Origin of the sequence: Nisaea acidiphila, from assembly GCF_024662015.1 — a bacterium.
Lineage (GTDB): Bacteria > Pseudomonadota > Alphaproteobacteria > Thalassobaculales > Thalassobaculaceae > Nisaea > Nisaea acidiphila.
Map to the genome: position 1 here is coordinate 4,356,998 of NZ_CP102480.1, position 13,097 is coordinate 4,370,094.

Annotated in this window: 11 protein-coding genes; 7 read left to right on the forward strand and 4 right to left on the reverse strand. The window is 62.1% G+C overall.

Annotated features, from left to right (window positions below; all coding sequences use genetic code 11):
• Window positions 1-9 precede the first annotated feature (9 nt).
• Window positions 10-1,467, forward strand: a complete 1,458-nt coding sequence (gene hydA, locus NUH88_RS20365) for a dihydropyrimidinase (protein WP_257768573.1) — start codon at window positions 10-12, stop codon at window positions 1,465-1,467.
• Between the two features lie 42 nt (window positions 1,468-1,509).
• Here the strand turns inward: hydA and NUH88_RS20370 are convergent, their stop codons facing one another.
• The gene (locus NUH88_RS20370) at window positions 1,510-4,956 is read right to left on the reverse strand and encodes a calcium-binding protein (RefSeq protein ID WP_257768574.1); all 3,447 of its coding nucleotides are present in this window, start codon (window positions 4,954-4,956) and stop codon (window positions 1,510-1,512) included.
• A gap of 241 nt (window positions 4,957-5,197) precedes the next feature.
• Between NUH88_RS20370 and NUH88_RS20375 the strand changes: the two genes are divergently transcribed.
• The 4 genes from NUH88_RS20375 to NUH88_RS20390 all read left to right on the forward strand — a co-directional run bounded on the left by NUH88_RS20375 (window position 5,198) and on the right by NUH88_RS20390 (window position 7,820).
• On the forward strand, window positions 5,198-6,145 hold the full coding sequence (locus NUH88_RS20375; protein WP_257768575.1) for an N-carbamoyl-D-amino-acid hydrolase: 948 nt from the start codon (window positions 5,198-5,200) through the stop codon (window positions 6,143-6,145).
• A 113-nt stretch (window positions 6,146-6,258) separates the two neighbouring features.
• A complete protein-coding gene (locus NUH88_RS20380) occupies window positions 6,259-6,693 on the forward strand; it encodes a hypothetical protein (protein ID WP_257768576.1) in 435 nt (144 codons plus the stop codon).
• Window positions 6,694-6,695: 2 nt separating this feature from the next.
• Window positions 6,696-7,220: a hypothetical protein gene (locus NUH88_RS20385; RefSeq protein WP_257768577.1), complete on the forward strand. Its 525-nt coding sequence runs from the start codon at window positions 6,696-6,698 to the stop codon at window positions 7,218-7,220.
• 3 nt (window positions 7,221-7,223) lie between these two features.
• Window positions 7,224-7,820 carry an SCO family protein gene (locus NUH88_RS20390; RefSeq protein WP_257768578.1) on the forward strand — a complete coding sequence of 199 codons (597 nt, stop codon included), beginning with the start codon at window positions 7,224-7,226 and terminating at the stop codon, window positions 7,818-7,820.
• 15 nt (window positions 7,821-7,835) lie between these two features.
• Here the strand turns inward: NUH88_RS20390 and NUH88_RS20395 are convergent, their stop codons facing one another.
• Window positions 7,836-8,450: a flavin reductase family protein gene (locus tag NUH88_RS20395; RefSeq protein ID WP_257768579.1), complete on the reverse strand. Its 615-nt coding sequence runs from the start codon at window positions 8,448-8,450 to the stop codon at window positions 7,836-7,838.
• Between the two features lie 173 nt (window positions 8,451-8,623).
• Here NUH88_RS20395 and NUH88_RS20400 point away from each other — a divergent pair, with 173 nt between their 5' ends.
• Complete coding sequence (locus tag NUH88_RS20400) at window positions 8,624-9,880, forward strand: TIGR04372 family glycosyltransferase (protein WP_257772274.1); 1,257 nt, start codon at window positions 8,624-8,626, stop codon at window positions 9,878-9,880.
• A 46-nt stretch (window positions 9,881-9,926) separates the two neighbouring features.
• Window positions 9,927-10,823: an AEC family transporter gene (locus NUH88_RS20405; protein ID WP_257768580.1), complete on the forward strand. Its 897-nt coding sequence runs from the start codon at window positions 9,927-9,929 to the stop codon at window positions 10,821-10,823.
• Window positions 10,824-10,829: 6 nt separating this feature from the next.
• Here NUH88_RS20405 and NUH88_RS20410 read toward each other — a convergent pair whose 3' ends face one another.
• A complete protein-coding gene (locus tag NUH88_RS20410; RefSeq protein WP_257768581.1) occupies window positions 10,830-11,960 on the reverse strand; it encodes a zinc-binding dehydrogenase in 1,131 nt (376 codons plus the stop codon).
• Window positions 11,957-13,072 carry a CobW family GTP-binding protein gene (locus NUH88_RS20415; protein ID WP_257768582.1) on the reverse strand — a complete coding sequence of 372 codons (1,116 nt, stop codon included), beginning with the start codon at window positions 13,070-13,072 and terminating at the stop codon, window positions 11,957-11,959. Before NUH88_RS20415 ends, NUH88_RS20410 begins: the two co-directional genes overlap by 4 nt.
• Between the last annotated feature and the right edge of the window lie 25 nt (window positions 13,073-13,097).

A 13,097-nucleotide genomic window follows, 5' to 3' on the forward strand; every position in this document is an offset into this window, starting at 1 on the left:
AGCGGACACATGAGCGAATACGATCTGGTCGTCCGCGGCGGCACCGTCGTCAATGCCTCGGACATCGTGAAGGCCGATGTCGGTGTTAAAGACGGGCGCATCGTCGCACTGGGCGAGAAACTAGGAGCCGGCGCCAAGGAGGTTGACGCCTCCGGCCGGCTGGTGATGCCGGGCGGCGTCGACAGCCACTGCCATATCGACCAGCCCTCCAGCACCGGCGGGCGCAATGCCGAGACCTTCGAGACCGCGACCCGCTCGGCAGCCTGCGGCGGCACCACTTCGGTGATCTGCTTCGCGCCGCAGCAGAAAGGCGTCGGGCTCGCCGACGGCGTCGCCGCCTATCACGAGCGGGCGAAGAGCGCCTGCATCGATTACAGCTTCCACATCGTGATCAACGATCCGAACGACGCGGTGGTCGGCGAGGATCTGCCGAAGCTGATCGGCGAGGGGCACCGTTCGATCAAGCTCTTCATGACCTATGCCAGCAACCGGGTCGATGACGGGCAGATCCTGCGCATCCTTGAGGTTGCCCGGCGCAATCAGGCCCTGGTCTGCGTCCATGCCGAGAACCACGACGCGATCATGTTCATGACCGAGAAGCTGCTCGCGGCGGGGCTGAACGGCACCAAGTATCACTCCTGGTGCAAGCCGGCCCTGGTCGAGCGCGAGGCGACCTACCGGATGATCGCGCTCGCCGAACTGATGGATCAGCCGATCCAGATCTTCCACGTCACCTGCGGCGAGGCGGCGGAAGAGATCCGCCGGGCGCAGCAGCGCGGCCTCAAGATCTATGCCGAGACCTGCCCGCAATATTTCGTCCTGACCGAGAAGGATCTCGACCGGGACGCGCGGGAAGGGGCGAAATTCCTCTGCTCACCGGCGCCGCGTACCGAGGCGGAGCAGGAGGCGCTCTGGAACTATGTGAAGTCCGGCACGCTCGGCAATGTCACCTCGGACCATGCGCCCTACAATATCGGCGATCCGGACGGCAAGTTCTGGGCCGGCGACAACGCCCCGTTCAGCTCCATCGCCAACGGCGTGCCGGGCCTCGAGACCCGGATGCCGATCGTGTTCCACGAGGGCGTGGTGAAGGGCAGACTCTCCCTGCAGGAGTTCGTCGCCGTCACCTCGACAAACGCCGCCAAGCTCTTCGGCCTGCATCCGCAGAAGGGCGCGATCGCGGTCGGCGCCGACGCCGATATCGTGGTCTGGGACGCGGAGAAGAAGACCGTGATCTCCCAGGACATCCTGCACCATGCCACCGACTACACGCCCTACGAGGGCATGGAAGTCACCGGCTGGCCCGCGGCCACCATCGCCCGCGGCGCGGTGCTCTGGCAGGACGGCGAGGACATGTGCGAGCCCGGTTATGGGCGTTTCCTTGCGCGGGAGCCGTACGACTACATAAAGCCGCGCGGGGCGTTCCCGACGCCATTCGATCCGGTGGCGGGGACGGTTGCGGAGTAGACGATGAAAGCCGCGCAGGGAGAGCCTGCGCGGCTTCTCCAATCACACAATATCGTTAATCGAGAGCTCTGAGGGATTTGTCCCGATAAGGGTAATGGTGTCCCCATTGCCGAAATCGAGGATCGTGTTGCCGCTCTGGTCTGCGCTGGCTATTGCATCGAGCGCAGTCTGGCTTGTGATCCCGAAGCTGGCGTCGAGATCTAGTCTATCAGTTCCGGCGACGAAATCGGTGATCACATCGGCATTGTCACCGGTGTTGAACGCGAAGACATCCGCTCCGCCTCCGCCGGTCAGCGTGTCGTCGTCAACACCTCCTGCAATGTAATCGGCGCCACTATCGCCGAACAGACTGTCTGACCCGGCGTTTCCGAATATCGTGTCGTTGCCCGTAAAGCCGATCACCGTATCCGCGCCGTTGCCGGCAATGACGACATCCGACCCGGCATCGTTACTGAACCCGGTTGTGATATGATCGTCGCCGTCTTCGCCGTAGATCGTGTCATCTCCACCGCGGCCGTTGATCGTGTCATTTCCAACGCCGCCATAGATGAGGTCGTCGTCGCCTCCCGCGCTTAAATGGTCGTTGCCGGCTTCGCCGTAGAGCGTGTCGTCCCCACCGTAGCCTCGGAGAAGATCGTCACCGTCGCCGCCATAGAGAAGGTCGTCACCGGCATTGCCTGTGAGGCTGTCATCGCCGTTCCCGCCATAGAGTGTGTCGTTTCCGGAAGCACCGTCGATGGTATCGTTTCCGGTGCCGCCATAGACGAGATCGTCACCAGAGTCTCCAGTGTAGGCTTCGCCATCGTCGCCCAGGATTACAGACCCATCCAGGCTCCGGATCTCTTCAAATCCGTGGAAACGGGAGAAGTCGGACGTTTCGTCGGTGTAGACGATGTCGAAGCCATCTCCTCCGTAGAGTGTATCCGTACCGTCGTCATAGAGCACATCGTTCCCGGCTCCGCCATAAAGCGCATCCGCACCGTCGCCTCCGCTGAGCGTGTCGTTGCCGTCGCCGCCAGAGAGGACGTTGGCCTGGTCGTCTCCGGTCAGCATGTCGTCGTGTGCGGAGCCGATCACGCCCTCGAAGCCGTCGATCGTGTCTCCGGCCGCATCGCCGCCGGAGACGGCGCCGGTCGACAGGTCAACCGTAACCGCGGCCGCGGAGCTCTCGTACGACAACATGTCGGTGACGAGGTCGAACGCGTCGGGCAGAGACGGCGACGCGGCTCCGGGCTCGAACTGGAAGTCGCGGACCTCGAACAGGACCTCTCCAGTTCCCTGACGCGGCCAAGTCTCGCTTGAGGGGTCCCAAGCCACCAAATATGCGGTCGGGTTACTTGTATCGATCGAGTCTGCGGGGGCGGTCACCCAGATCTGCTGCCAGCCGTCGCCGAGATCGTTGATCCCGGCTGGAATCCCGACACCGAGATAGTCGACGACACCCGTTTCCAGATCGAAGGTCACATCGCTCGGCGCCGAATCCTGAAGATTGAGAATCAGCTCGGAGCGTGAGCCGGCACGCACGACTAGCGAGACCGTTACCGTGTCGGAGGTGTCGAAGCCAGATATCGAGAGGGCCAGCTGATGGTATCCGTTGGAGGTGTCGTCCTGCACTTCGTAAACGCCGCCGCCGACATCGCTCACCACCAAACCGGTCGGTGTCCAGGCCGTCAGATCGCCACCGCCGGCAGATACGTCTCCGCTCCTGCCGTATAGCTTGTCAGCGCCGATGCCGCCTTCGATCGTATCCGCACCGTTGCCTCCGCTGAGCGTATCGTTGCCGTCGCCGCCGGAGAGGATGTTGTCTTGGTCGTCTCCGGTCAGCATATCGTCGTATGCGGAGCCGATCACGCCGTCGAAGCCGTCGATCGTGTCGCCGGTGGCATCGCCGCCGGAGACGGCGCCGGTCGACAGGTCAACTGTAACCGCGGCTGTGGAACTCTCGTACGACAGCATGTCGGTGCCGAGGTCGAACGCGTCGGGTAGAGACGGTGAGGTGGCGCCCGGCTCGAACTGGAAGTCGCGAACGTCAAACAGGACCTCTCCGGTTCCCTGACGCGGCCAAGTCTCGCTTGAGGGGGCCCAAGCCACCAGATGCGCTGTCGGGCTGCTGGTATCCAGATCGTTGGCTGGCACCGTTAGCCAAATCTGCTGCCATCCGTCGCCGAGATCGTTGATCCCGGCATCGAACCCGACTCCGAGATAGTCGACAGCGCCTGTTTCCAGATCGAAGGTCACGTCGTTCGGGGCAGAGTCCTGAAGGTTCAGAATCAGGTCGGAACGGGAGCCGGCACGCACAACGACCGATACGGTGACCGTATCCGCAATGTCGACCCCCGATATTGGCAGGGATAGATAGTGGTAACCGTTTACGGAGTCGTCCTGGATTTCATAGATACCATCGCCGGCATCACTCACGACCAAGCCGGTCGCAGTCCAGGTCGTCAGATCGCCACCGCCGGAGGGAACGTCGTCGCCAGCAGCAGAAAAATCACCTGCTGGGCCGCCGCCGAAGAGTAAGTCTGCACCAGTGCCGCCTTCGACGGTATCGTCACCATAAGATCCGTAGAGCGTGTCTGCATTAGAGCCGCCCAAAAGAAGGTCATTGCCGTTGCCTGCATGGAGCAGATCAGCTTCAGAACGGCCGTCTAAGATGTCATTGCCTCCACCGCCACTGAGGATATTGGCGGCTTCGTCGCCGATGAGTGTGTCGTTATGGGCCGAACCGATCACGCCCTCGAAGCCGTCGATGGTATCGCCTGTGGCATCGCCCCCGGAAACGGTACCGGTCGATAGATCGACAGCAACCGCTGCAGCAGACTCTTCATAAGATAGGACATCGATTGAAAACGCTGCGGGATGTGTCGGTTCGGTTGCGCCGGGTTCGAATTGGAAATCCCTTACCTCGAACAGAGTTTGACCGGTTCCTGCACGTGGCCAAGGTTCGCTGGATGGGTCCCACGGGACCAGATAGATGGTTGGGCTGCTGGTATCCAGATCGTTGGCTGGCACCGTTACCCAGATTTGCTGCCATCCGTCGCCGAGATCGTTGATCCCGGCATCGAACCCGACTCCGAGATAGTCTACCGCACCCGTTTCCAGATCGAAGGTTACATCGTTCGGGGCAGAGTCCTGAACGTTAAGAATGAGATTCGTACGTGTGTCGGCTCGTACAGCAACGGATACGGTGATTGCATCTGTCGTATCGACGTTAGTTATGTTGTAGCCCATATAATAATAGGCGGTTGTCGTTCCGTCCTGAACTGTATAAACGCCGTTTCCGGTATCAGAGACTGAGAGGCTGGCGGATGTCCAGATCGTAAGGTCCTGCCCGCCCGCAGACAGATCGTTAGCCGCACCATCTGCATTCAGAAGGTCTGACCCAGCGCTGCCAATGATTGTGTCGCTGCCATGACCGCCGTTGATTGTATCGCTATCGGAGGACCCGGTTAGCAGATCGCTCCCGCTCGTTCCCGAAATCGTTGCCATAGTCGCGGCCCTCCTAAGTAAATGGTCACAAATTCAAAATGCCATTACCTGGATAGCGTATGTGAGTATGTTTCTCAATAAATGACAGAACAGAGGAATTACAACTAAAGGCGATAGAAAATGACTGGTCTCCGAGCAATTGCTGCGAGGCACTGCTGCACTGCGGAAAATCCCCTTAACCGGCCGCGCCGGGCTTGCTAGCCTCATAAAAAATTCATCTTCCAGACAGGAGGCTTTCCCCGTGTCCCGCATCCTTACCATCGGCGCCGCCCAGCTCGGCCCGATCGCGCCGGAGGAGTCCCGCGCCAGCGCCGTCAACCGCATGATCGAGCTGCTGAAGCAGGCGGGCGACCGCGGCTGCAATTTCGTCGTCTTTCCGGAATTGGCGCTGACCACCTTCTTCCCGCGCTATTACGAGGAAGACATCTCGAAGATGGACCGTTACTACGAGCGCGAGATGCCGGGGCCGGAGACGCGGCCGCTCTTCGAGGAGGCGTCCAAGCGCGGGATCGGGTTCTATCTCGGCTATGCGGAGCTGACGCCCGACGGGCACCGCTACAACACGGCGGTGCTGGTCGACGAGACCGGCAAGGTCACCGGCAAGTACCGCAAGGTGCATCTGCCGGGCCATTCGGAGTACGAGGGCCAACGGCCGTGGCAGCATCTCGAGAAGCGCTATTTCGAACCGGGCGATCTCGGCTTCGGCGTCTGGCGCCAGCATGGCGGCATCATCGGCATGGCGCTCTGCAACGACCGGCGCTGGCCCGAGACCTACCGGGTGATGAGCCTGAAGGGCGCCGAACTGATCGTGCTCGGCTACAACACGCCGGACGTGAACACCTCCGCCTTCGAGCCGAACCATCTCCGCATGTTCCACAACCACCTGACCATGCAGGCCAACGCCTACATGAATTCCTGCTTCGTGGTCGGCACCGCGAAGGCGGGTGTGGAGGACGGTTGCATGCTGATCGGCGGGTCCTGCATCGCCCAACCCTCGGGCGAGATCGTCAGCCTTGCGACCACGGTCGAGGACGAGCTGATCACCAGCACGATCGATCTGGACCTCGCCAAGATGGGCAAGGAGACGGTGTTCAACTATGCCCGTCATCGCCGGATAGAGCATTACGGCATCATTGCCAGCCAGACCGGCGTCGAACTGCCGCCCGAGCTGGCGGACGCGGCGGAATAGGGGATCACGACCTCGTCAGCTTGGGTGAGGCGCACTTGGCGCTATAGTCCGTGAACCATAGATGAAAACCCGCCCGTCGTTTCGGGCGGGTCGTTCGAAGGTCCGGAGTTCTCATGCCGCGGTTTGCCCGCTTCACCCTTGCCGCTCTTCTCGTCTGGCTCGCCGTCATACCGGCCGCGCGTTCAGAAAGCGTCGAACGCATCCGCGTCGAGGGCGAACTGATCGATACCTGGTGCTACGTCACCGAGATCATGTATGCCCGCGGCTCCGCGCATTACCAGTGCGCGGTCTGGTGCGCGGTCGGCGGCATCCCGGTGAGCATCCGGGCCGCCGACGGGACGCTCTACGTGGTCCTGCGGATCGAGGACGACACGCAGAATGTCTCCAATCCCGCGGTCGTCAGGATCCAGAGCCATCAGGTGACGGTGGACGGCGACCTGATTCGCCGTGACGGCGTCAATTACCTGCTGGTGACCCAGGTCGCGGACGACGAGGGGATCGTCGACCTCACGCACGAGAAGTTCGGCATCCAGCCATGGGGGATGTGAGCATGATCCGTCTCTCCGTCCCGTTGCTCGTGCTGTTGTCGTTTCTCTCTGCAGGCCCTGTGGCAGCGGCGCAAAAATGGGGCATCGACGGCGAGATGACGGCGCAGTTCGAGGCGAAGGTCGTCGATCTTCTGTGCGAGCTCAATGGCGACTGCCCGGCCGGATGCGGTGCCGGCAAGCGCCAGCTCGGACTGCTCCGGGACGATGGAAGATTGCTGATCGCGGTGAAGAGCAACACGCTCTTCGCGGGGGCGACGCTGGATCTGCTGCCCTATTGCGGGGAGCGTGTCGAGGTCGACGGTCTGATCATCACCCACCCGGCGATGGTCATCTACATGCTGCAGAAGCATCGCAGACCCGGAGACGCGGACTGGGTCCAGGCCACCAGTTTCGCGAAGGACTGGAAAAAGCGGAACGGCTCGCCGGACGCGAAACGCTGGTTCCGGCGCGATCCGGCGGTGAAAGACGTCATCGGGGAGTTTGGCAAGGTCGGGCGCCCGGATCTCGTCCCGCCGCCGGCCGAATAGGTCATGGTTCGTCTCGCGGGCCTCGGCCTCGGTTTCTGTCTTGCTGTCGCGATAGTATTGTTTCCGGTCTTTCCGGCCGGAGCGGGGGAGCGGCAACTGCCGGCGCTTTTCGGAGGCCCGTTCGAGCTGACGGACGAGACCGGAGCGAGGGTCGGCCCGGAGCATTATTCCGGCCGCTTCATGCTGGTCTATTTCGGCTATTCCTACTGCCCGGACATCTGCCCGACGGATCTCGCGATCATGGCGGCGGCGCTCGACGAACTCGGGCCTCTCTCCGGTAAAATCCAACCGTTGCTGATCACCGTCGATCCGGCCCGCGATACGCCGGAGGGCCTGTTGGCCTTCACCGATGCGTTCCATCCGGACCTGGTCGGTCTCACCGGCAGCGAGGCGGAGATCGCCGCTGCCGCGCGCGCCTACCGGGTCCATCGCCGCAAGTTCTGGCTTGAGGGCAGCTCGGGCGACGACTATCTCGTCGATCACTCGACGCTGACCTACCTGATGGGCCCGGACGGCAGCTTCGTTACCATGTTCCCGCGCGGCACCGGCCCGGAGCGGATGACGGAAGTGCTGCGGAAATATCTCGCGGGCGGAAGCTAGCCGCCGCGTCCGAGATCAGTCCGGCCGGTTCATCTCGAAGGTCTCGGCGACGGCGCAATAATCCATATAGCCGAGACGGCCGACGGGCTGGTACTTGGTCACGTCGATCCGGCCGTCGGCGACGTATTTCTCGTCGATATGGATGCCGACCACCTCGCCGAGGATCATGCAGTTGCGCGCCGTGTCGCTGACCGATGGCAGTTCGATGGTGCGCAGATACTTGCATTCGAGATGCACAGGGGCGTCCTTGACCCGGAGCGGTTTCACGAATTCGGACGGCAGGCCCTCGAGGCCGGCGAACTCCATCTCGTCCTTGCCGTGCGGGAAGTGGATTGCCGTCTGGTTCATCTGTTTCGCCTGCGCGGCGCCGACGATGTTGCAGACGAATTCACCGGTCTTCTCGGCATTCATCTGGCTGTCCTTCGGCGAACCATCCGGGCGCGAGCCGCTTGAGAAGATCACGCAGGGCGGGGCCCAGGAGACCGCATTGAAGAAGCTGTAGGGCGCGAGGTTGGTGACGCCGTTTTCGTCGACGGTCGAAATCCAGCCGATCGGCCGGGGCGAGATGGTGGCCTTGAACGGATCGAAGGTGAAACCGTGATCCTTGTGCTTGCCGGGCTCGAAAAACATGCGCCTCGCTCCTCCCTGTCGCGTAAAAGCCCAAGCGGAATGCCATAAAGCGGAGAAGCGCGCAACGCCGGGCGCCGCAAGGGTCCCATTCCCTAGAAGGCGGGATCGTGTTACCGCTCGACATTGGATTTTCACCCGCCGGTGCCAGAGGGGAAGCGCGCGTTACCTTGTCCATGCCAGACGATGACAGTTCGAGGTTCCTGACGGAGCTGCAGCAGGAATTCGGCAAACCTGAAACGATGGATCGCCTGTTCCAGACCGTTCTGCCGCACTTGGAAGCCGGAAAGAAGACGCTCGTCTATATCCTTGCCCAGGTCGAGCGCATCGGTCACGCGGCCATGGAGCCGCTTTTCCTGAAGACGCTCTATGCGGCGAAGTATGACCGCATCGTCATTGTGACCGGGAAGGGTAGCGGCGCGGGGTACAATCCCTTCATTTTGAAATGCATCGGTCCGGAATTCGTGGTTGTCGAAACCGACGACAAGATTTTGCCGCTGCTCGGGTTCCTGGACAATGCCATCCACGATCTTCAACTGTTCGACCTGTGTCTGGCCTCCCCGCAACGCCTGATCCGGGAATACGGACGCTATGTGGTCTCCGGCGGGGACATAAGGTTCTTCGAACTTCCGGCATCGATCGAGAAATCCGGGAACGAATTCCTGAAACTGGTCGGCAAGCCGGACGGCGCGCCTTTCATTCTACTTCACGTGCGGGAGCCCAGTTATCTGCCCGAGAAGACATTTCACAGATTCCGCTGCGCCGATGTAGGGGCGTACACGGCGGCGATTCAGGAGTTCGTGTCCGCCGGGTTCTGGGTCTTCAGGATCGGCGACAGCCAGAGCACGCCGCTTGAGGGATATTCGCACGAGGTCGTCGATATCGTTCGTCACGAGGCTTACAGCAAAGAACTGGACGTGTTCCTCGCGGCGCGATGTGCCTTCGGCTTCAATTATGCGTCCGGTCCCGAAGCCCTTTTGCGGGCATTCGGCCGGACCGCCGCGACGGTAAACCTCCATTTCGAACTGCTTCGGCTGCCGCTCCGGTCGGATGTCCTGCTCTTCAAGCACTATGCCGATATGGAGAGCGGGAAAGTGCTCACTTATCCGGAGATTCTGGACCGTGATGTCCCGGCCATCACGCTCGGGAACAAGCTTGCCGAAGCAGGAATTGAGATTCGTCAGAACAGCCCCGATGAATTGAGAGACGTCGCACGCCTGATGATAAATTGGCATTCGGGCACACAAGAACGTCTTTCGGTTGACCCGGAGAAGCTTGAGAGGTTCAGGGCACTGGGCAGAACCTACGAGGTCTCTCTCAAGGAGGACGCGGAAAAGCGGCTGGAGAACCACGATTTTTATGCTTATGCGCACGACTTCGGCGTTCCGGCACCGTCGGTGCTCGCCCGCGAAGGATATCTGGACCGTCCTTGAGGTCTGGTTTATCTAGCGCGCTGGCCGACAGTTCCGGACGTTCATAATGCTCTACCAGCTCTTCGCGATCATCGCTCCGGTCTTCATCTGCGCCGCTTTCGGTATCGTCTGGGCGCGGATGAGGCTGCCGTTCGACAATGAGTCGGTCACGTCGCTCGTGACTCTCATCGGTACGCCGGCGCTGGTCTTCGGGACGTTGGTCGGGCTGGAGCTTTCCGTGGACTCTCTGCTGAGGCTCGGCGCGGGCAGCGCGATCATCTCGGCGGTCACGGCCGGCGCAGTCATGCCGGTGCTGTTTCTCTGGCGGAAGTCCCAGCGCGCCTTCCTCCCGGCTCTTATGTTCCCGAATGTCGGCAATATCGGTCTGCCGCTTTGCCTCTTCGCCTTCGGCCAGGAGGGGCTGGCACTCGGGATCTCCTACTTCACCGTGCAGGCGGTGGTGATGTTCACCATCGGAAACGGCATCGCGTCAGGGCAGATCGGTCTTTCCTCGCTGACGCGCAATCCGATCATCTATGCCGTCGTTGCGGCCCTGGTCTGCATCTTCGCAAAGATTCCGGTGGCCGAGTGGATCATCGACACGGCAGACCTGCTTGGCGGTATGTGCATTCCGCTGCTGCTGATGACGCTCGGCGTATCGCTCGCAAAGCTGCGGCTCTCGAACCTGGTGGACAGTCTCGGGATGGCGGCCGTGCGGCTGGTCGTCGGCTTTGGCGCCGGTCTTTTCACAGCGTGGCTGGTCGGGGCAAGCGAGATGGAGACCGGCATCCTGCTGCTGATGTCCAGCATGCCGGTGGCGATCTTTCCCTATCTCTTTGCCGTCCGGTATAACCGCGAGCCGGAAACCATCGCCGGCTGCGTCATCGTCTCGACGGTGCTTGGCTTCCTCACCATGCCCGGCCTGCTTTATCTCGTGCTCGAGCTTTCGGGCAAGGCCGGCTGACAGCGATTACGGCGTCAGGATCTGCCGGATCGCCGTGCCGTCTTCCATGCGGTCAAGAGCAACATTTACGTCCGCAAGCGGCATCCGGTGGGTGATCAGTTCCTCGACCGGCAGCAGCCCCCGCTGGTGCATGGCGATGAAGCGCGGGATATCCGTGCGCGGATTGCAGCTTCCGACATAGGAACCCTTCACGGTCTTCGCGCCGGTGACCAACGCTGCGACGTCGAGCTGAAACGGCGTCTTCGGATCGACCAGCCCGACCGAGACGACGGTGCCGCCGCGCCGGGCGCTGTCATAGGCGATCTCGAAGGCGCCGAGTTTGCCGGCTGTTTCGAACGCGATATCGACGCCGCCCGAGGTCAGTTCCAGAACCTCTGCGGCAGCCCTCCGGTCACCCGAATTAATCGTGTCGCTCGCGCCGAGGCGTTTGGCATGTTCCAGCTTCGCCGGATCGGGATCGATAGCAATGATCCGAGAGGCGCCGGCTGCGCGTGCACCGAGCAGCGCGCTAAGCCCGACCCCGCCGGCGCCGGCGATCACGACGGTATCGCCCGCCTTGATTGCGCCGGTGTTGAGAACCGTTCCCGCGCCGCACATGACGGCACAGCCGAAGAGAGCGGCGATGTCGAGCGGCAGATCCCGCGGGACCGGAACGACGGATTTCTCCGAGACCAGCGCATATTCCGCGAACGCTGAGAGGCCCATGTGATGGTGGACCGGTGATCCTTTGAGGGAAAGGCGGGTGCCGCCGGAAAGCAGTTCGCCTTTGCGGTTCGCCGCCAGTCCGGGCCCGCAGAGATGGGCCTCGCCTTCGAGGCAGGCGGGGCAGGTGCCGCATTGCGGCTGGTAGACCAGCACGACCGGGTCGCCGTTGCCGACAGCGGTGACACCCGGCCCGGTCTCGACCACGGTTCCGCTCGCCTCGTGTCCCGGAACGATCGGCATCGGCCAGGCGCGGACGCCGTTGATCACCGACAGGTCCGAACGGCAGAGGCTCGCCGCGGCGATCTTCACCAGGACCTCGCCATCGGCGGGCGCCGGAACGCTGACGGTCTCAAGCGAGAGCGGCTTGTGCTCGGCATAGGGGTGTGCCGGATTTGGGGCCTTCAGAACGGCGGCCTTGAACGAATGGCTCATGCGAATTCGAGCGCGAGATAGGAGTTCATCACGCTCTCGACGGTCTTCTTGTCGAGGTCGCGGACGATGAAGACGAGGCGGGAGCGTCTGTCCTCGTTCGGCCATTTCTCGATCTTGGCCGGCGGGTGGAACATGTGCTGCACGGCATGGACCACGACCGGCTCGTCGTCGAGTTCCTTCAGGTTCAGCAGCCCTTTGATGCGCAGGATGTTGGCGCCATGGGTCTGGGCCATCATGTCCAGCGCGCCGGCGATCCGGTTCCATTCCAGCGGCTCGTCGAAGTAGAGGACGAAGGAGTGGATGTGATCGTCGTGCCGGCTGACATCGTGATGATGGTGCCCGTGCTCGTGCCCGTGCCCGTGGCCATGATCGTGTCCGTGATCATGATGGTGGTCGTGATGATGCACGTGGCCCTCGGTCGCCCGGTAGGCTTCTTCCCGCAGCCACTGGGAGACGTCCGCGCTCTTGGTCTTCGGGTTATAGAGTCCGGCATCGAAGAGCGCGGATGGGCCCACGTCGCCCTGAACGGCCTTGATGACGGGAGCCGCCGGGTTAAGCTCTGCGAGCCGCGCTTCGACCTTCGCAACCTGCTCCGCATCCGTCACGTCCGTCTTGGTCAGCACGATCCGGTCTGCAACGGCGGCCTGCTTCACGCTCTCGAACTGCTTGTCGAACTGCTCCATCGCATGATGCGCGTCGACCACAGTGATCACGCCGTCGAGACGGAAACGGGTGACCAGGAACGGATCGGCCATCATCGTGTGTAGAATCGGTGCCGGATCGGCGAGGCCTGTGGTCTCGACCACGATGCGGTCGAAGTCGGGGATATTGCCTTTCGCACGGTCCTTGAAAAGCCGCTTCAGCGTATCGACGAGATCGCCGCGCACGGTACAGCAGAGGCAGCCGCTGTTCAGCAGCACCACGTCCTCGTTCGACTCCATGACGAGCGCGTCGTCCAGCCCGACTTCGCCGAACTCGTTCACGATGACGGCGATACGGTCCATCTCCGGATGGTGCATCAGGCGGGAGAGCAAGGTGGTCTTCCCGCTGCCGAGAAAACCGGTGAGGATGGAGACCGGAAGCCGTTCCGGTTCGCTGGTCGTGTCGGTCATGTTTCCGCCCGTTCTGGCGCTGTTT

Excerpts from the sequence above, each read along its gene's own strand:
- NUH88_RS20410 (WP_257768581.1), bottom strand. The coding sequence starts at position 11,960 with ATGAGCCATTCGTTCAAGGCCGCCGTTCTGAAGGCCCCAAATCCGGCA.
- NUH88_RS20415 (WP_257768582.1), bottom strand. The coding sequence starts at position 13,072 with ATGACCGACACGACCAGCGAACCGGAACGGCTTCCGGTCTCCATCCTC.
- NUH88_RS20400 (WP_257772274.1), top strand. The coding sequence starts at position 8,624 with ATGCCAGACGATGACAGTTCGAGGTTCCTGACGGAGCTGCAGCAGGAA.
- hydA (WP_257768573.1), top strand. The coding sequence starts at position 10 with ATGAGCGAATACGATCTGGTCGTCCGCGGCGGCACCGTCGTCAATGCC.
- NUH88_RS20395 (WP_257768579.1), bottom strand. The coding sequence starts at position 8,450 with ATGTTTTTCGAGCCCGGCAAGCACAAGGATCACGGTTTCACCTTCGAT.
- NUH88_RS20405 (WP_257768580.1), top strand. The coding sequence starts at position 9,927 with ATGCTCTACCAGCTCTTCGCGATCATCGCTCCGGTCTTCATCTGCGCC.
- NUH88_RS20385 (WP_257768577.1), top strand. The coding sequence starts at position 6,696 with ATGATCCGTCTCTCCGTCCCGTTGCTCGTGCTGTTGTCGTTTCTCTCT.
- NUH88_RS20390 (WP_257768578.1), top strand. The coding sequence starts at position 7,224 with ATGGTTCGTCTCGCGGGCCTCGGCCTCGGTTTCTGTCTTGCTGTCGCG.
- NUH88_RS20370 (WP_257768574.1), bottom strand. The coding sequence starts at position 4,956 with ATGGCAACGATTTCGGGAACGAGCGGGAGCGATCTGCTAACCGGGTCC.
- NUH88_RS20380 (WP_257768576.1), top strand. The coding sequence starts at position 6,259 with ATGCCGCGGTTTGCCCGCTTCACCCTTGCCGCTCTTCTCGTCTGGCTC.